The following is a 17,951-nucleotide window of genomic DNA, read 5'->3' on the forward strand; positions in this document are numbered from 1 at the left end:
GCGCGCACAATGGCGGGCGCTTTGGGCTGCTGCAAGTCGGATCAGGTGGCTGAATGCTCCAAAGTGATCCGCTCAAGTTCCGGCAGCACAGATCCGATTGGCCGTTTGAACACCACCATGGTCGCGCCTGATTGAACCGGATGAACCTGGCAAAGAATGGCGTCGCCGGATTTAAGCTCCATCGAGGCGGTCCAGTCAGATCGGTTTTCGCAACCCAGGATGTAATCCCGCAAGTCGCCCAATACCGGCGTAGGCGCGCAGGCGCTTTGCCAATGGCGGGTGGCATCGACGATAGAGATATCGGCAAAGCTGCTGTCTGGATCGACCCCCCACATATCCCGGTAGGCCTGGTTGGTGAGCGTGACCACCCCGGTGCTGGAAAAGACCACGATTGCATCGTCGAGACGATCAAGGATCGATTGGCTCAACTCCAGTTCGGATCGGAACCGCCGGGTCAGTGTGATCTCCGCCGTGATGTCTTCGATGAGAAATGCAATGGCGCCATCTGGGTGGGGGCGACCCGTCACACGGTATGTAGATCCCGACGGAAGCGTCCACGTTTCAGAGTATCGTCCGTCGGAAGCGGCTGCCACAAGTTCCGCGATCTGATCGCGCCAGCTTCCATAATTCTTGGGCTCCGGCATCATGCGTGCATCGCGAAGCCGGTCGAAGAAGGACAAAAGGTTGGGCCGCGCGCTGAGAAAGTCAGCCGGTAGCGCGGTCAGGTCGATCAATGCCGGATTGAAGAGCGCCAATTGCCGGTTGCGGTCAAAGATGGCGAGGCCGATGGAGAGTTGAGCGAACGTTTTCGCCAGTGTCTGAACAAAGTTGCGCTGGGCGATCTCAGCATTGACGACGGCGTCGACATCCACGGCATAGAAGGTTCTGTGATGATCGGTTCGGGTGATAGAGACATCGTACCAGTAAAACTTTTCCCGGCCTGGCACGGTAATCGACGCCCGGACCTTGCTGCCCGTCGGACGGTCCTCAAGCGAGGTTTGGAACAAGCGTTTGTCGGGATCGGGTGTGGAATCGAAAACGGTTTTATAGAGTTTGGCATAGGCCGGGTTGTACCAACTCACCTTCCCTTCGTCGTCGATCTGCCATGCCGGGTAGGGCGTTCCCTGCGTGGCTGTGCGAAGGGTTGTGAGTTCGTGCCGCATCTGTGTGAGTGCGGTAAGATCCGAGGTATTGCCTTTGAGCTTGGCGTGCTGGTTGCGAATATGAACGCGGTAGATGCCATCCAGCCATTCAAGATGCGCTTCGCTTCGGTCCTGTCGATCCTTGGCTTCCAGGATCAGCGGAGACGACGCCTGCACGTGCTGTTGATCGGAGGGAAACGCGGCAAAGCGGCGAGACAACATGGCGGCCAACTCGGACCATTCAAGCGGCTCTTCCCGGTCTGGAAGCATCTTTTGCGCTGCGACGTTCGCCTCCAGCAGTTCCGCACCGTCGAAGAGGAACACGGGCTCACGTGCGATATCGGGCCAATTCCGCGTGTCCCGCGTCTGCGACGCGATGAGCCAGAGCACGGCCAAAGCCGCAGTGACGGCAGAGGCTAAAGAGATGATAATCAGTTCCGAAACAATCAAAGCCGCCCCCGGTCGAGAAACACATACAACGACAGGTTGAACGTCGTTTATAAAGGTTAATGATCGTTTAACGTGCCGGGGGTCGCGTGGGTCAGACCTTGATCGGTTGGTTCAGGCCCATGGGGACGATGTTCTGTTCGTGTTGGGCGTCGATTTTCGATCGGGGCCAAACCACTTCGACAATGGCGCCCCGCCGTTCGCGCTGGTTCGACAGCGTTTGATAGGGGTCCGATCCGTTCGCAAAGCTAAGCTCGGCCCCCGACCGTTCAAGCAAGGTCTTGGCGATAAAAAGGCCCAGCCCCATCCCCTCGTATTCCGGTCGCGCCCTGCGGTCGGTCTCCGTTTTCCGGCTACGCATGAACGGATCACCAATGCGCCCGATCAGTTGCGGCGGGTATCCGCGACCGTCGTCCAGAATGCGCACCGAGATTTCGCCCTCGGACCAGACGGATTCGATCCAGATATTCGAGCGTGCGAAATCGACGGCATTCTGAATGAGGTTGCGCAGACCATGGATGACCTCGGGTTTGCGAAGAATGGAGGGTTGCACAACGCTGCCGCCGTCCGTCGGGCCTTCCTCGAAATGGATCGTCTTGCCCCGCTGCATATGAGGTTCGGCAGCTTCCTGAACGACCGCACTTAACGGAGCCTGGCGCAAATGCAGGTCGTCTTTGCCCGCGCGGCCCATGTCGCGCAGGATATCGCGGCAGCGATCGGCCTGTTCGCGGATCAAGGCCGCATCGTCCCGCAGGTCGGGCCGGTCTCCAAGCTCTTCCATCAGCTCGGCGCTGGTGAGTTTAATTGTCGCAAGCGGCGTTCCCATTTCATGCGCGGCCGCAGCCACGACGCCCCCCAGATCCGTAAGCTTTTGCTCACGGGCCAGCGCCATCTGCGTCGCCGCAAGCGCGTCGGCCATCGAATGCATTTCGGAAGAAACGCGACGCGAATAGGCGCCCATGAAGATGGTGGCGATGATGATCGCCGCCCAGTTGCCGAAGATGAACACGTCAGGCAGCCGCAGGATAAATCCCTGTTCGGTCCGCAGCGGCAAATGAAATTCGGCCAGCAGCGTGACGAGGATGATGGCCGCGCCGCCGATAATTGTCGTTGATCTCAACGTCATAACGGTCGCCGACACGGTCACGGGACCAAGCAGCAGAAGGGCAAAGGGGTTGTTCAGACCGCCGGTGAGATAAAGCAGAAAAGCCAGTTGCAGGAGATCGAAGAGAACCATCAGGAAGTTCTCCATCTCCGAAAGACGCTTGTTTTCCGGGAAGACGAAGATCGCGATCAGATTGCCGATCACCGATACGCCCACGGCGAGATAGCAGAGACCAAGTTCCAACTGCAGATGATACATGCGCTGGGCCACGGTTATTGCCGCCAATTGCCCCGCAATGGCGACCCAGCGCAGCAGGATCAATGTCCGAAGACGGATCCAGTTGCTGCGATCACGATCCGACAAAAAGCCGATATTGGAATCGGTCATATGCTTCCTAAGTGTCTTGTGGCGGCTGAATAACTTGATACGTGTCCAGCCGAGCCCAATCAACTGTCAAGCCGTCAGGGAGCCTCGTGAGACTATGATCCGAATCTACGCCATCGCTGCTGTTGCCGTCCTTGTCGCCGCGTTGGCGGGCACCTGGGCCTATACTTTGATGACAGCACCTGACGATCAGTTTGCAAGCTGCCGCGCAGGCCAGATTGCCGGAGGAACCGACGCCATTGGCGGGCCGTTCGAGCTGGTGAATGCAGAAGGGGAGACGGTGACCGATGCGGACGTTATCACAGAGCCTTCTCTGATATATTTCGGCTACACCTTCTGCCCGGACGTCTGCCCCTTCGACGTGGCACGCAATGCCGATGCGGTCGATCTGCTGGAAGAGAAGGGGCACATGGTGACGCCTGTCTTTATTTCCGTGGATCCTCAACGCGATACGCCTGAAGTCGTGGGTGACTTTGCCTTTAACCTGCATGAGCGGATGATCGGTCTGACCGGCAGCCCCGATCAGGTGGACGCGGCCAGCAAGGCCTACAAGACCTATTACAAGGCGCACCCGGCAGAGGATGAGTTCTACCTCGTTGATCATTCGACCTTTAGCTATCTGGTCCTACCTCAGCATGGCTTTGTAGAGTTTTTCCGGCGGGATATCCCCGCAGAGCAAATGGCAGACCGTATCGGATGTTTTGTTGCAAACGCTTGACCGAACGCGAGAAAATTGACGTTTGACGCTGCTCTGGTCATACTCTGCTGAAACATAACACGGTAAATACCGCGGAGGGGACATAATGGCCGAGCCAGCCATGAACGACATCGGACCGGACAAATCACTTCTTCTTGTGGATGATGACGAGCCGTTTCTGCGGCGTCTCGCCAAGGCAATGGAAAAGCGCGGCTTCGAGATTGAAATGGCAGGGTCTGTCGCCGCAGGACGCGCGATCGCCACCGCCCGCCCTCCGGCATATGCGGTTGTCGACCTTCGGCTGGAAGACGGCAACGGGCTCGATGTGGTGGAGGTTTTGCGTGACAAACGCCCGGACAGCCGTGTCGTTGTCTTGACGGGATACGGCGCGATCGCCACGGCCGTCGCCGCGGTCAAAATCGGCGCGACCGACTATCTTTCAAAGCCGGCGGATGCGACCGACATCACGAATGCCCTGCTCGCCCGCACCGATGAATTGCCGCCCCCGCCGGAAAATCCGATGAGCGCGGACCGCGTGCGGTGGGAACATATTCAGCGCGTTTATGAGTTGTGCGACCGGAACGTGTCCGAAACTGCGCGGCGGCTCAACATGCATCGGCGCACATTGCAACGGATCCTGGCCAAGCGCAGCCCGCGCTAGATGTCGTAACGCTTGCTGACGCGGTCCACGACAAGGCCGCTGTCGAGCGTCACATTCTCCTCGAAATGCCAGTCGCGAAATCCGCGGCTTTGGTAATAGGTCAGGCCGCCTGTGTTATCCGCACGGATCGTGGCGTTGATCCAGATGTATCCGAGATCCTTGGCCGCCTGCGAGGAGGCTGCAAACAGCTTCGAACCGATGCCAAGCCCGGTGCGACCAATCTGAACGAAGGTCGCAATATCACAGGCCTCGGGCGGTAATTTGGGATGCGGTGCGATCCACTGAAAACCGACAACGTCTTCCTGGTCGTCCAGCGCGACGGTCCAGGCCGAACGATCCGGCTGCTCGGCCATCATGTTCGCAATGTCGTCTCCGCTGACGGTCTTGGTCAGGGCCGTTGTCCCGCCTTTTTCAATAATCGCGTTCAGCAGCCGGGCCATGGGGGCTGCATCAAGCGAAATGGCGCGCCGGACCTGGATCATGACAAAGCCTCCATCAATTCCGTGTGCCTTTCGGTGAAGGCTTTGCGTGTCTCTGTGGGGGGGCGTAACATGATGACCAGCCCATCCGTCATCCCCGGATCCGGCCTGCCGAAGAATTTGCTGGCTTCCGTCTCGGTGAAGCCAGCGATTTGGGTGGCTTCCATCCAGGCGCTGATCCTGTCGGCCTTCTTGATCTTGCGTTTGACGCGCACCGGAATGGTGGCCGGCAATCCAAAGCGGATGTGGATTGCTGCCGTCAACCGTTCGTCCAGGGCGCCATAGCCGGGTCCGACAGCGGCCTTCACAGGCGAGATCATGTCGCCGATGACATATTCCGGCGCGTCGTGAAGCAAAGCAGCCAGACGCCACTTCTGATCGATCCCCGGCTCAAGACGGCCCAAAAGCGTTTCGACCAGCAACGAGTGTTCGGCCACGGTATAGGCGAAGTCACCGGCTGTCTGGCCGTTCCAGCGCGCAACGAATGCAAGACCGTGGGCGATATCCTCGATCTCGATATCCACGGGCGTCGGGTCGAGCAGGTCAAGCCTGCGGCCTGACAACATGCGTTGCCAGGCACGAGGTGGTGATTTGGGCATTCTGTCGTTCGCCTTGATCGTCAGATCTTTGGCATAGGACGACGGGATGCGAAGGTAAACAGAAACGGTGCGGTCAGATCTCCATCACGATTCGGCCGTCGATCTCCCCCGCCCGCATCTTGTCGAAAATCGCGTTGATGTTTTCCAGCTTGCCCCAGGCAAAGTGCGACGCCACCGATCCCTCGGCCGCAAAGCTGAGCGATTCTGCCAGATCGTTGCGTGTTCCCACGATGGAGCCGCGCACGGTAATGCCCTTGAGCACGATCTCAAAGATCGGCAGGGGAAAGTCACCGGGCGGCAGACCGACAAGTGACAATGTGCCGCCGCGCCGCATCATCCCGACCGCCTGTCCGAAGGCCGCGTTTGAAACCGCCGCCACCACGGCGCCGTGCACGCCGCCGATCTGGCTTTGCAATTCGGCGACCGGATCCTGATCCACGGCGTTGAACGTCAGGTCAGCGCCCAGATCCTTGGCAAGCTTCAGTTTGTCATCCTTGATGTCGACAGCCGCGACATGCAGGCCCATTGCCTTGGCATATTGCACCGCAAGATGGCCCAGCCCGCCAATGCCGGAGATGGCGACCCAATCGCCCGGCTTGGTCTCTGTCTCCTTGAGCGCCTTATACACCGTCACACCCGCGCAGAGGATCGGCGCCGCCGGTCCGTATTCGAGGCCGTCCGGCAAGCGACCCACATAGTTCGCATCGGCCCGTACATATTCGGCATAGCCGCCATCCACGCTATAGCCAGTATTTTGCTGACTTTCACAAAGTGTTTCCCAACCCCCGACACAATGAGGGCAGCGCCCGCATGCGGTGTGCAACCATGGGGCGCCGACGCGATCCCCCTCTTTCAGGTGCGTGACCCCGTCACCGACGGCTGCGACCTCACCGACACCTTCGTGTCCCGGAATGAACGGGGCGGTGGGTTTCACCGGCCAATCACCGTCTACCGCATGCAAATCCGTATGACACACGCCCGAGGCGCGCACGCGGATCAGGATTTGACCGGCCCCAACCTCGGGGACGGGAACTTCGCGTATATCCAGGGGTTGGCCGAGGGATGGCGCAACGGCGGCCTTCATCGTCTTGGGAAGCGACATGAGATTCCTCCGATTTTTGCTGACGTGAACAGAATGCACGTCACCGACGATCTGTCGCTGCAACCTTGGCCATGCATCCCGCTTTTTCCGATCGGGTCGGAACCCATCCGGGTCGTCCCGTGTTTTTGAAAGCAAAGGAGATCAAAAATGCAAATGACGAAACATATCTTCCCCGCGACGTTTGCAGCGGCATTGGCCTTTCCCGCATTGGCCACAGCGGATGATGAGGCTTCGGTTTGTATGCCAGTTGGCGAAATGCAGGCCACATTGATCGAATGGTACAGCGAAGCGCCACGCGCGACGCTGCAAAAAACCGCAATCACCGAAACGCAGCTTTGGGTGTCGGTTCACACCGGCACGTGGACAAAGCTGGAAGTCTATCGCGACGGCATCGCTTGTGTGATTGATCAAGGCGCGGACTTTCGTGCGGAATTTGATCAATTCGCCAACTCAGAGGCTCTTCCCGTCGGCTGATCCAACATTGAGCCCGGCATCCGAACCTGATAGGCGCAAGCGCGAAACATCAGTGCGAAAGGTGCTCAGGTGGCTAAAGACTACATTGTGAAGGACATCAACCTTGCGGAGTTCGGTCGCAAAGAGTTGGACATCGCAGAAACCGAGATGCCGGGCCTGATGGCCTTGCGGGAAGAGTATGGTGAGAGCAAGCCGCTGACCGGCGCACGGATTGTCGGGTCGCTTCACATGACCATTCAGACCGCCGTTCTGATTGAGACACTGGCCGCGCTGGGTGCGGAGGTGCGCTGGGCCTCTTGCAACATCTTTTCGACGCAGGACCACGCCGCAGCAACAATCGCGGCGGCGGGCATTCCGGTTTTTGCGATCAAGGGTCAGACCCTGGAAGAGCACTGGGATTATCTGGACAAGTCGTTCCTCTTCGACGAAGGCCCGAACATGATCTTGGATGATGGCGGTGATGCGACGCTCTACATTCTATTGGGCGCACGAGCCGAGGCCGGTGAAGAGATCATCCCCGTGCCGACCTCGGAAGAAGAAGAGGTGATCAAGGCGCAGATCAAGAAACGTATGGAAGCAAGTCCGGGCTGGTTCACCAAGATGCGCGACCAGATCCAGGGTGTGTCCGAGGAAACCACCACCGGCGTCAACCGCCTGTATCAGCTGGTCAAGGACGGCCATCTACCCTTCCCCGCGATCAACGTGAATGACAGCGTGACCAAGTCGAAGTTCGACAACAAATACGGCTGCAAGGAAAGCCTTGTGGACGGCATTCGCCGTGCCACCGATACTATGATGGCCGGCAAGGTCGCTGTTGTCTGCGGCTATGGCGACGTCGGCAAAGGCTCCGCCGCCTCGCTGCGTGGCGCGGGCGCGCGCGTAAAAGTCACCGAGGTCGACCCGATCTGCGCATTGCAGGCCGCGATGGACGGGTACGAGGTTGTGCTGCTGGAGGATGAGGTCGCCAGCGCGGATATCTTCATCACCACGACCGGCAACAAGGACGTCATCCGCATCGAGCATATGCGCGAGATGAAGGACATGGCCATCGTTGGCAATATCGGCCACTTCGACAATGAGATTCAGGTCGCGGCCCTGAAAAACCACAAATGGACCAACATCAAGGAACAGGTGGATATGATCGAGATGCCTTCGGGCAGTCGTATCATTCTGCTGTCCGAAGGACGCTTGTTGAACCTGGGCAACGCAACCGGTCATCCTTCCTTTGTGATGTCGGCCTCCTTCACCAACCAGGTGCTGGCCCAGATCGAGCTTTGGACGAAGGGCGACGAATACAAGAACGACGTCTACATCCTGCCCAAACACCTTGATGAGAAGGTGGCGCGCCTGCATCTGAAACGGATCGGCGTGAAACTGACAGAGCTGAATTCAGACCAAGCGTCTTATATCGGCGTGACGCCGGAAGGCCCCTTCAAGCCTGAACACTACCGGTACTGAGCCCGGCGCCCTAGCGGCGCCGTTGCATCACAATCCAGGCCGGGTCCTTCGGGTCCGGCCCTTTTTCTTGGTAGCCGGCCTTGCGCAGAACCGCCCGTGAGGCGTGGTTATCGCTCATGACCCGCGCAAAGATCGACGTCAGGCTGGGATGATCGACAAAACTGCGTTGGGTGAATTGGGATACCATCATCGAACCGATGCCTTGACCCCAAAAGGCATGACCGAGCCAATAGCTGATTTCAGCATCGCCCAGCGCATCGTCCGTGCCGTCGAATTGCAGGCGAACCTGCCCAACGATGCGGTCCTGGTGCAAAACGGCGCGCACCTCGTGATGGTTGCTTGAAATGGACAGGTCCAGCAATGCCTCCGCCGCGTCGCGGGTCAGCGGCGCCGGATAAGGTTGGGGCATGTGGGTCCAGACCTTGGGATCGTCCAAAAGGTCGTGAAACACATCGAGATCACTGGATTGCCAAGGTCGCAACGTGAGGGTTTCAGACGTCTCTACCGGCTCTGGCTGAAGGTCTGTGGCATCCGGTGAAATGTCATCGATGCATGACAAAGGCACCCACCCGATCTGCAAAGGATCATAGGCAAGCGGCACACCTTCATTTCGGCAAAACACCACCTGGTCTGTGGTCAGTGGACCTGCGGATCTGGCCCGCTTCAGGTCGATCTTGGTGCCACATGGCATTGGGAGCACGTCCAAGGACGTGTCCATCATCACTCGTTCCATACTACCATTCCCTGTTTTTATGAGCGCTTTCCCCATGCGCACCGCTCACATGGGCGCAGATAGAGATAATGCAAGAGAAATGCATGTTAATTCTGAAAGGTTTGGCCAGTTTTTTGCCGAGCGCATCGACAGCCCGCCGCTCAATACAAAGATTATCCTTTGTATTGGCACAATTAGCGTCTACCGTCTGCGCCGTTATCACCAGAAATCAAACCAGAACAGGTGGGAGGAAAAGATGGGCAAAAGGGACGAGTTGATCGCGCGCTACGCGGACGACCTGAAGAACAAGTGCGGAATGGAGCCGGATATGGACCTGCTGACAAAGGTCACCATCGGCTGCGGTCCGTCCATATACAACGCAGATGCGTCAACGGTCGCGAGCTCGCAGCCGGGCGAGCTTGAAACCGTAAAGGACAACTTCCTGATCAAGAAGCTGGGTCTTTCGGACGGGCCAGAGTTAATGGATGGGATCAACTCTGCTATCGAAACCTATGGAAAATCTGAACGGAACAAGTATCGGGCGGTGATCTATTACATGCTCACCAAGCACTTCAAAAAGGAAGCCGTCTACGGCTAATCCTCTGAGTTTCCAGAAAATTGCACGCCCGCGATTGCAGCGGGCGTTTTTCTTTTAGCTCTCATTGCACATATTCGAAGTTTGTAAGACCGCCTTGTCTTTGCTATCTCATAGTTACCGGGCCAGAACGACCGGAACCGAAATTCGAACACGTGTGGTGAGTTTGGGAGCACGTGGGGTGCAGGGGGTTCTGGCATTGGGTGCTAGAACCCCTTTTTCGTCTTTGGCATGGCTGTCTAGAACAGCGTCAGAATTGCCCCGATGATGGTGCAACCTCCCGTCGCGTATCCACAATCAATCAACGTCAATTGCCGTGGCCGTCCGCCAAAGCCGTAAAAGGTCGCAATCCAAGGGCTGACCAGGAACAGTCCAACCCCGAACCCCGAAACGAGGCCTTCGCCGATCGTGTCGATATTGCTGAGCGTGAAGACGTGGCGCATCATGCCTGCGACCAGAATGCAGCAGACAAAGCTGGTTACATAGGGGATCGGATCCGAGGCATTGGCAGGCTGACCGGTATCCGGATTGACCTCTACACCCGATGCGGCCATCCAGGGTTTGGCCAAAACCGTGTACCAGATGGCGCCAAAGGCAAATGATCCGGTTGCGGCTGCAAGAACGTTCAAGACTTCCATATGTCCCTCCCTTTTTCCTGTCAGTCTGGCGGAAAAAGGGTCGATGTGACTAGTCGGAAAGTCCGCTCATCCTGCAGATATGGGCCCATTCCGCGTCCCTCACCGGTTGCACGGAAAGGCGCGAGTTCTTGACCAGCACCATGTCAGCCAACTCTTCCTCGGCCTTTATCTGTTCGAGCGTGACGGCCTTGGGCACAGGCGAGATCGCCTTGATATCCACGCACTCCCACCTTGGATCGTCGGTCGTGCTGTCGGGATGGGCCTCTGCGATCACCTCGACGATACCGACAACGGCCTTTTCGGTCTGGGAATGGTAAAAGAAACCGCGATCCCCGATTTTCATCTCACGCATGAAATTGCGGGCCTGATAGTTGCGCACGCCATCCCATTCTTCGCCATCTCCCCCTTTTGCCACCTGCTGGTCCCAGCTCCAGGTGTCCGGTTCGGACTTGAACAGCCAATACGCCATTAGCCTATCACCTTTTTCCACTCAATCAGCTCGACCGATTGAAACAGGCCCGCCTTGGCATAGGGGTCTTCGTCGGCCCAGGCACGCGCATCGGCCAAATCCGTCACATCAAGAATGATGAGAGAGCCGATCATCTCTTCGTTTTCCAGTAGTGGCCCCGCTTGATAGACCACACCGGTTTCGTCGATATAGGCAAGATGCGCGGCGCGCGTGTCCTTGCGGATCTGGAGGGCGCCCGGTTTGTCGCGGGCGATCAGAGCAATCAGCATGGTCCTTCTTCCTTCAAAGGTCGCGATAACAGCCGTTTCATGACATCAGCCAACGTCACCTGTTTGTCCAGCAGATCGACAACAGCGGCAGTGATGGGCAGATCAAGCCCGTTTTTCTTGGCACCGGCGTCAATCGCCCGCGCCGTTGCCGCACCTTCGACCGTAACGGTCGGATCAAAATCCGCGCCCCGGCCCAAGGCAAGACCCAGACGGTAGTTGCGAGACTGATCAGAGGTACAGCTTAGCGCCAGATCCCCAAGGCCGGACAGGCCCGCCAGCGTCTCGGGCTGTCCCCCCTGCGCCCGTGCAAGCCGCTCCATTTCGGCATAACCGCGTGTCATCAGGGCCGCGCGGGCACTGTCCCCGAGGCCCGCACCCATGACCGCGCCGCATGCAATCGCGATGACATTCTTCATTGCACCGCCAAGCTCCGCGCCAATGACATCCTGTGTGCGGTAAGGCCGGAGTGTCGATGTACTCAGTTTGTCCTGCAGGCGGGCGCCCACTTTTGGATCGGCACAGGCAAGCGTCAGGGCGGTGGGGAGACCACCGGCAATGTCCCGCGCAAAGCTGGGGCCGGTCAGAAGGGCGGGGGTTGAGGACGGCGCGCATTCCTCGAGGATCGAAACCGGACCCATCGTCGTACCCAATTCCATGCCCTTGCAGCATGCGATCAGGGTTTTGTGAGCGAAGAGTTCTGGGTGTTCTCGCAAAACGCTGCGCAGGCGCTGCATGGGCACCGCGAGCAGAAGCAGATCATGCCGGGACAGATCGTGGATCTCGGCCGTGATCGCGATCCGCGCTGGAAGAACGATTTCTGGCAGATAGCGCTCGTTCGTGCGCGCGCGCGCCATTGCCTGTGCCTGATCGGGATCCCGCGCCCAAAGAGAGATCTCTTGCCGTTCCGAAAGCGCTATGGCCAGCGCAGTTCCGAACGCGCCTGCGCCGAGCACCCCAAGGCTCATGCCTTGGCCCCCTTGCGACCGCTTCCAAGAAGCGCGGGCCGGGACGTATCAAGGGGCCATCTGGGGCGCGCCGTGAGAGACAGATCGTCCACATCGCCGGCGCGAAACCGTTCCAGCCCGGCATAGGCGATCATCGCGGCATTGTCGGTGCAAAGCGATAGGGGTGGTGCCACAAAGGTCACATCCCGTTCCGCGCAGAGACGTTCCAAGGCCGCACGAATGGTTTTGTTTGCCGCCACGCCGCCTGCGACGGCCAAAACCGGTTCCGCCGGAGCATTCTGGAGGTAAAGCGTCAACGCGATCCGGGTTTTGAGGACGATGACATCGGTAATTGCGGCCTGAAAGCCCGCACACAAATCCGCGCGGTCCTGTCGCGTCAGGCCGCCCTTTTCGGCGACGATTTTATCCCGCGCGCGTAAAATGGCGGTCTTCAGTCCGGAGAATGACATGTTGCAATCCGCGCGGTCTGTCAGCGGGCGCGGCAAGCGGAAGCGCTCGGGATCTCCGGCTTCAGCCTCACGCTCCACCGACGGCCCACCCGGCTGGGCCAGCCCCAAAAGCCGGGCCGTCTTGTCGAACGCCTCGCCAGGTGCATCGTCAATCGTCCCGCCCAGCCGGTCAAATCGGTCCGCCGCGTGTGCGATCAGAAACTGACAATGCCCGCCGGACACCAGAAGCACCAGATAGGGAAAAGATACGCCATCCGTCAGCCGTGGCGTTAGCGCGTGACCCGCAAGATGGTTTACACCGATCAACGGTCGCCCGGTGGCAGCGCTGAGTCCCTTTGCACACATAACCCCGGCCATCACGCCACCGATCAGGCCCGGCCCCGCCGTGACGGCAATCGCATGAAGATCGTCCAACGTGACAGACGCGACGCTCAGGCTTTCACGAATGCAGGTGTCGATCTTTTCGGCATGGGCGCGGGCCGCAATCTCTGGCACGACCCCGCCATAGGCGCTGTGCAGATCAGTTTGACCATGTACGACAGAGGACAGGATTTCCGCAGGGCCATCGCCTGTCTGCCGTAAAACGGCTGCCGCCGTATCGTCGCAGCTGCTCTCGATACCTAGGATGATGTGCGTTTCGTGCATTGCAATGCCCGTTGTCTCGCGGTGTCCTCGCAGGTATCACCGTCCTATCGCGCAAACAATCCCGCCCCTGATGACATCACCCAAACCGCTGCTGCTTTTGACCCGTCCTCGCCGTTCATCGGCGGCGTTCGCGGACCGGTTGGGAGAGGGGCTTTTGTCTCGCGTCAATCTGGTGATGTCCCCGCTTCTTGAGATCGTCCAGATCGGGAAACCGACCGGCCTTGAAGACGCGGCCGGGGTCATCTTCACGTCTTCTAATGCGGTGCGGATAGCAGGCGTGCCCCCTCGGCCAATGCCAGCCTATTGCGTGGGCCGGGCAACGGCGGACCTTGCCGCTGATATGGGTTGGGTGTCTTCTGCAAAAGGCCGGAATGCCGAGGAACTCGTCGCACGCCTTGTCGAAGTAAATCTGGCAGGTCCCCTGATCCATTTGCGCGGTCGTCATGCAAGAGGCAACGTCGCCAGCCGGTTGAGTGCTGCGGGATGTTTCACGACTGAACAGATCCTTTATGACGCCGAAACCCGTCCCCTCAGTGATGTGGCACTGTCGGCCATCGCCGCTGCCCCCGTCGTGATTGCTCCGGTCTTTTCGCCGCGCAGCGCGACGTTGTTGTCCCGTTTGGTTCCACAACATCCCCAATTCTGGGTCGCGGCGATGAGCGATGCGGTGGCGCAGCCTTTGGACCTGCGCGCGCAACGGATTGACGTCGCGCCTACGCCAACGGCGTCCGAGATGCGCCAAGTGGTCGAAAACATGGTTAATCAAGCATGCCGGGTTGAGAGCGGACCGGGCGCGGACTAAAGTCCAACGGTGCATCACGCGGTTCGATGCCAGATTCGAAGAGGACACTGGGGTGGCCAAGGAACAAACACCGAAACCTGAGCCGGACGAGTTGAAAGACCTCCCAGACCAGTCAAGCGACACGCCTGAGACCAAGACGGCGGTGACAGATGAGAACGACCCGGACCCGAAACCAGAGCCGAAAGAGCCTGCCGATACCGATCCGCTGAGCGACGAGGCGAAGTTGGACATTCTTGATCCTGAGGACGCGGGGAAGCCCGATACGCCGGATACTGTCGAACCCGAAACAACCGACACTGCCGCGGCAGGGCCGTGGGGAAACACCGATCAACCGTTTGATCAGGATGACAAGGTCGCCGATCTTCCCCAACCGGAGGAGCCGGAGGTCGAGGCCCGCGAGGTTGAGGATACAGAACCAGGTGAAGTCGAGGCAGAGCCTCGGGCCCCGGAGAAAGTGGTCGAGCGGGTGGTCGAACGTCGCGGCGGCGGTTTTCCTGCACTCATTGGCGGTGTCGTAGCCGCCATTTTGGGATTTCTCGTCGCCAGCACGGACATCCTGGCCCCGTATCTTCCCGAAGGCTTGCGCCCTGCCGATCCAGCCCCGGCCATCGCGGCCCTTGAAACGCAACTGGCAGAGCAATCGGCTGCCATGGACGATCTGTCGTCGCGGGTTGGCGAACTCGCGCCGCCCGATCTGGCACCGCTTGAAGCCCGCGTTTCCGAAAACGCCGATGCGGTGTCAAACTTGACCCCACAAATCGACGGAGTGGCGGAGCGGCTTTCCGCTTTGGAAGCGCGACTGACCGATCTCGAAGCACGCCCGATATCCGAAGGCCTTTCGGATGCTGCGGTGGCGGCTTTTGAACAAGAGCTTGCCGATGTCCGCAACAGTCTCAGCCAAGAGCGTGAAGCGATCGAAGCTATGGTTGCCGACGCGGAAGCCAAGGAAGCCGCTGCTGCTGAAGCCGCCCGCATAACCGCTGCACGCGGGGCACTGACGCAGGTGCAATCGGCGATCGAGACCGGAGCACCTTACGAAGCTGCCCTTGCCGGGGTCGCTGATGCCGGTGTCTCCATCCCGGATGTCCTGAGTGGAAATGCGGCGGAGGGTGTTGTTTCCCTACCCGCGTTGCGCGCTGCCTTCCCGCCCGCCGCGCGTGAAGCCTTGGCCGCGGCCCGGGCCGACGGGGCATCGGATGATGGCGGTCTGGGCAGCTTTCTCGCCCGGCAGCTGGGCGCGCGTTCGGTGACACCGCAGGATGGGGATAGCGCGGATGCGGTCCTGTCCCGAATGGAAGCAGCCGTTGCCGACGGCCAGCTTTCCGACGCCTTGTCGCTTGCGCTGGAATTGCCGGCGTCCGCGCAGGACGCATTGTCCGGATGGGTTTCGCAAGCCGAGACGCGTATGGCGGCGAAGGCTGCCGCCGATGATCTGGCTCAAAGCCTGACGACCAATTAAAGGGGCTCACAGATGCTGTGGTCATTGATCAAAATACTTTTGTTTGTCGCGATCGTCGCGGGTCTGACGCTTGGGGCCGGTTATCTGCTGGAATCCCAGGGCGGCGTTCAGATCACCGTCGCGGGCACCGAATTCACACTAGGCCCGCTACAATCCGTGATCGCGGCGGTCATGGTCGTGGTGCTTGTCTGGCTCTTCCTCAAGCTGCTGTCTCTGCTCGTGGCGGTTCTTCGTTTCCTGAACGGGGATGAAACGGCGATTTCCAGGTATTTCGATCGCAATCGCGAGCGAAAAGGATTTCAGGCGCTTTCAGAAGGGCTCATGGCGCTTGCGTCTGGTGAGGGCAGGCTTGCCATGGCAAAAGCAGCAAAAGCCGAGAAATATCTTGAAAAGCCGGAACTGACCCAGCTTCTGACGGCTCAGGCCGCTGAGATGTCCGGTGACACGAAAAAAGCAGCCGAAACCTACAAGCAACTGATCTCCAACGAACAGACCCGGTTTGTCGGTGTTCGGGGCATCATGAAACAGAAACTGGCCGAAGGTGACACAGATACGGCCCTTAAATTGGCCGAACGCGCCTTTGCCTTGAAGCCCCGACATGAGGAGACACAGGACGTCTTGCTCAAGCTCCAGGCACAAAACGAGGATTGGAGCGGCGCTCGGGCAACGCTGAGTGCCAAGCTGAAACACGGCAGCCTGCCGCGCGACGTGCACAAACGCCGGGACGCGGTTCTTGCTCTGTCCGAAGCGCGCGATGTTCTGGACGACGAAAAGCCCATCGCGGCGCGTGAAGCGGCCATCGAAGCCAACCGTTTGTCACCAGACCTGATCCCTGCTGCGGTCATGGCAGCCAAGTCTCATATCAAACAGGGAAAACCGAAATACGCGGTGCGTATTCTCAAGAAAGCCTGGGAAGCGCAGCCGCATCCCGATCTTGCCGCCGCCTTTGCCGAGATCGAGCCCAACGAGACACCACAGGCGCGGATCAAGCGGTTCGCGACGCTGACACGGCTTAAACCCGACCACCCCGAATCCCGTCTCCTCTTGTCCGAACTGCATATCGCTGCAGAGGACTTTCCGGAGGCCAGACGGACCCTTGGCAATCTGGTCGAAACCCAGCCCGATGCACGTGTTCTCACCATCATGGCTGCGATTGAAAGAGGTGAAGGCGCCTCTGATGCGGTTGTCAAAGGCTGGCTGGCACGGGCTTTGACCGCGCCGAGAGGATCTCAATGGGTCTGTGACAACTGCCATCACATCCACAGCGATTGGGCCCCTGTCTGCGAGAACTGCCAAAGCTTCGACACCCTGTCGTGGAGAACCCCGCCCGCGGTGGATACGTCGACGGCACCCGGAATGCAGATGCTTCCCCTGATTGTCGGCTCGATCGAGGATAACCCTGAAGACAGCCCACCGGAGGTCGAAATCGTCGAGGAAGACGCAGAGAGCACCGAAGACACCACGCCGGGTGATACGGAAACCGTGTTGTCAGAGGACACCGCTGCGCCTGATGACCCGGCGAAGGTGAGAGAGCCAGAGGACGCAAAATAGCCCTTTTCGCCGATTGAGCGGAGTGCTAAAGCGCTGCGCACCAGGGCCGCTGTAGCTCAGCTGGTAGAGCACGTCATTCGTAATGATGGGGTCGGGGGTTCGAGTCCCTTCAGCGGCACCAGTTTCTTATTCACGATCCGGGCGCTGGATCTCGCTGTCGAGGCTGAAGGGCGTGCAACGCCGCTTTTTTGGGCTTTCTTGTCGATCCGTGCAATCGGTCACGCTGTCCTGAGCGTGATCTCCCGACATTTTTGTAGCGAAGATCGAGAGCGGTGCGCTCCCTGTCCATGGCAAGAAGTGAAGCTTTGACAGATAATTAAGCTAATCCGCGGTCTGTCTGCGCGATGATTTGACAAGTGGCTGAGACGATCCTCATACCGGCGTTTGATGTTGCAATTTTCGATACAATTCCCCCGCGACTTGAGCGTATTCGATGATCGTTTTCGGCGAAGATGTGCTCATCTTGGCCATCGCGCTTCGACGCCTTTGATTTTCTATCGGAGCTTTGCCAGCCTTATGGAAAATGCGGGTTGTAGAGAGTCGGTGGTTACCAAAAAGACAACAATCCGACGGCTGAACAAGGCCGTAAAAGGGACAGATCAACATGTTTACCAGAATATGCCTGAGCTGTTTGTTTGCGCCTGTTGCGCTCTCTATTCTCTATGTTTGCGGCGCCTTCACAGTTCAGTTTTCCTCTAGCCTGGCGAATATCGATCCTGCCTCTTCAATTTTTATTCTTGTCTTTGGCTTTGTCCTTGTTCTCCGGACGATCTTGGGAATGTGGCGAGAGATCTTGGGAAGCTGACCTGATCCCTTCAGCCGGATAAGACAATCCGTCATAAATCATCT

The 17,951-nt window shown here is 58.8% G+C and carries 19 protein-coding genes and 1 tRNA gene; 9 read left to right on the top strand and 11 right to left on the bottom strand.

Annotated features, from left to right (window positions below; genetic code table 11):
- Positions 1 to 41 precede the first annotated feature (41 nt).
- A complete protein-coding gene (locus tag CFI11_RS00105) occupies positions 42 to 1,592 on the bottom strand; it encodes a PAS-domain containing protein (RefSeq protein WP_130401838.1) in 1,551 nt (516 codons plus the stop codon).
- Positions 1,593 to 1,683: 91 nt separating this feature from the next.
- Positions 1,684 to 3,081 (bottom strand): sensor histidine kinase RegB, encoded by a 1,398-nt coding sequence (gene regB, locus CFI11_RS00110; RefSeq protein ID WP_130401840.1) that lies wholly within the window; start codon positions 3,079 to 3,081, stop codon positions 1,684 to 1,686.
- A 94-nt stretch (positions 3,082 to 3,175) separates the two neighbouring features.
- Between regB and CFI11_RS00115 the strand changes: the two genes are divergently transcribed.
- The gene (locus tag CFI11_RS00115; protein WP_130401842.1) at positions 3,176 to 3,796 is read left to right on the top strand and encodes an SCO family protein; all 621 of its coding nucleotides are present in this window, start codon (positions 3,176 to 3,178) and stop codon (positions 3,794 to 3,796) included.
- Positions 3,797 to 3,881: 85 nt separating this feature from the next.
- Entirely contained in the window at positions 3,882 to 4,436 is a 555-nt protein-coding gene (locus CFI11_RS00120) for an ActR/PrrA/RegA family redox response regulator transcription factor (RefSeq protein WP_130401844.1), read from the top strand.
- On the opposite strand, the gene CFI11_RS00125 is transcribed toward CFI11_RS00120, so the two are convergent.
- The 3 genes from CFI11_RS00125 to adhP form a co-directional block, all read right to left on the bottom strand.
- Entirely contained in the window at positions 4,433 to 4,918 is a 486-nt protein-coding gene (locus CFI11_RS00125; RefSeq protein ID WP_130401846.1) for a GNAT family N-acetyltransferase, read from the bottom strand. The two genes, CFI11_RS00120 and CFI11_RS00125, sit on opposite strands and share 4 nt — an antisense overlap.
- Complete coding sequence (locus CFI11_RS00130; RefSeq protein WP_130401848.1) at positions 4,915 to 5,514, bottom strand: HD domain-containing protein; 600 nt, start codon at positions 5,512 to 5,514, stop codon at positions 4,915 to 4,917. The genes CFI11_RS00125 and CFI11_RS00130 overlap by 4 nt, the downstream gene beginning before the upstream one ends.
- 73 nt (positions 5,515 to 5,587) lie before the next feature.
- Positions 5,588 to 6,616 (bottom strand): alcohol dehydrogenase AdhP, encoded by a 1,029-nt coding sequence (gene adhP, locus CFI11_RS00135; RefSeq protein ID WP_130401850.1) that lies wholly within the window; start codon positions 6,614 to 6,616, stop codon positions 5,588 to 5,590.
- Between the two features lie 147 nt (positions 6,617 to 6,763).
- Between adhP and CFI11_RS00140 the strand changes: the two genes are divergently transcribed.
- Entirely contained in the window at positions 6,764 to 7,090 is a 327-nt protein-coding gene (locus CFI11_RS00140) for an S-adenosyl-L-homocysteine hydrolase (RefSeq protein ID WP_130401852.1), read from the top strand.
- Positions 7,091 to 7,159: 69 nt separating this feature from the next.
- Positions 7,160 to 8,548, top strand: a complete 1,389-nt coding sequence (gene ahcY, locus CFI11_RS00145; protein WP_130401854.1) for an adenosylhomocysteinase — start codon at positions 7,160 to 7,162, stop codon at positions 8,546 to 8,548.
- Positions 8,549 to 8,558: 10 nt separating this feature from the next.
- Here the strand turns inward: ahcY and CFI11_RS00150 are convergent, their stop codons facing one another.
- Positions 8,559 to 9,281: a GNAT family N-acetyltransferase gene (locus tag CFI11_RS00150; RefSeq protein WP_217358741.1), complete on the bottom strand. Its 723-nt coding sequence runs from the start codon at positions 9,279 to 9,281 to the stop codon at positions 8,559 to 8,561.
- Positions 9,282 to 9,516: 235 nt separating this feature from the next.
- Between CFI11_RS00150 and CFI11_RS00155 the strand changes: the two genes are divergently transcribed.
- A complete protein-coding gene (locus CFI11_RS00155) occupies positions 9,517 to 9,858 on the top strand; it encodes a DUF2853 family protein (protein WP_130409885.1) in 342 nt (113 codons plus the stop codon).
- A gap of 236 nt (positions 9,859 to 10,094) precedes the next feature.
- On the opposite strand, the gene CFI11_RS00160 is transcribed toward CFI11_RS00155, so the two are convergent.
- From CFI11_RS00160 to tsaD, 5 genes are read right to left on the bottom strand one after another with little or no spacing between them, the layout of a single operon-like run.
- Entirely contained in the window at positions 10,095 to 10,493 is a 399-nt protein-coding gene (locus CFI11_RS00160; RefSeq protein ID WP_130401858.1) for a DUF1761 domain-containing protein, read from the bottom strand.
- 49 nt (positions 10,494 to 10,542) lie between these two features.
- The gene (locus CFI11_RS00165; protein WP_130401860.1) at positions 10,543 to 10,962 is read right to left on the bottom strand and encodes an EVE domain-containing protein; all 420 of its coding nucleotides are present in this window, start codon (positions 10,960 to 10,962) and stop codon (positions 10,543 to 10,545) included.
- Complete coding sequence (locus CFI11_RS00170) at positions 10,962 to 11,231, bottom strand: YciI family protein (protein WP_130401862.1); 270 nt, start codon at positions 11,229 to 11,231, stop codon at positions 10,962 to 10,964. Before CFI11_RS00170 ends, CFI11_RS00165 begins: the two co-directional genes overlap by 1 nt.
- A complete protein-coding gene (locus CFI11_RS00175) occupies positions 11,225 to 12,196 on the bottom strand; it encodes an NAD(P)H-dependent glycerol-3-phosphate dehydrogenase (protein ID WP_130401864.1) in 972 nt (323 codons plus the stop codon). The genes CFI11_RS00170 and CFI11_RS00175 overlap by 7 nt, the downstream gene beginning before the upstream one ends.
- Positions 12,193 to 13,290 (bottom strand): tRNA (adenosine(37)-N6)-threonylcarbamoyltransferase complex transferase subunit TsaD, encoded by a 1,098-nt coding sequence (gene tsaD, locus CFI11_RS00180; protein WP_130401866.1) that lies wholly within the window; start codon positions 13,288 to 13,290, stop codon positions 12,193 to 12,195. Before tsaD ends, CFI11_RS00175 begins: the two co-directional genes overlap by 4 nt.
- 70 nt (positions 13,291 to 13,360) lie before the next feature.
- On the opposite strand from tsaD, the gene CFI11_RS00185 reads away from it, so the two are divergent.
- The 4 genes from CFI11_RS00185 (at position 13,361) to CFI11_RS00200 (ending at position 17,223) form a co-directional block, all read left to right on the top strand.
- Positions 13,361 to 14,092, top strand: a complete 732-nt coding sequence (locus tag CFI11_RS00185; protein ID WP_165390144.1) for a uroporphyrinogen-III synthase — start codon at positions 13,361 to 13,363, stop codon at positions 14,090 to 14,092.
- A 52-nt stretch (positions 14,093 to 14,144) separates the two neighbouring features.
- A complete protein-coding gene (locus CFI11_RS00190) occupies positions 14,145 to 15,551 on the top strand; it encodes a COG4223 family protein (protein ID WP_130401870.1) in 1,407 nt (468 codons plus the stop codon).
- Positions 15,552 to 15,563: 12 nt separating this feature from the next.
- Positions 15,564 to 17,102 (top strand): heme biosynthesis protein HemY, encoded by a 1,539-nt coding sequence (locus CFI11_RS00195; RefSeq protein WP_130401872.1) that lies wholly within the window; start codon positions 15,564 to 15,566, stop codon positions 17,100 to 17,102.
- Between the two features lie 45 nt (positions 17,103 to 17,147).
- Positions 17,148 to 17,223 (top strand) — tRNA-Thr (locus tag CFI11_RS00200).
- The last annotated feature ends 728 nt before the right edge of the window (positions 17,224 to 17,951 follow it).

Origin of the sequence: Thalassococcus sp. S3, assembly GCF_004216475.1 — a bacterium.
Taxonomy (GTDB): Bacteria; Pseudomonadota; Alphaproteobacteria; order Rhodobacterales; family Rhodobacteraceae.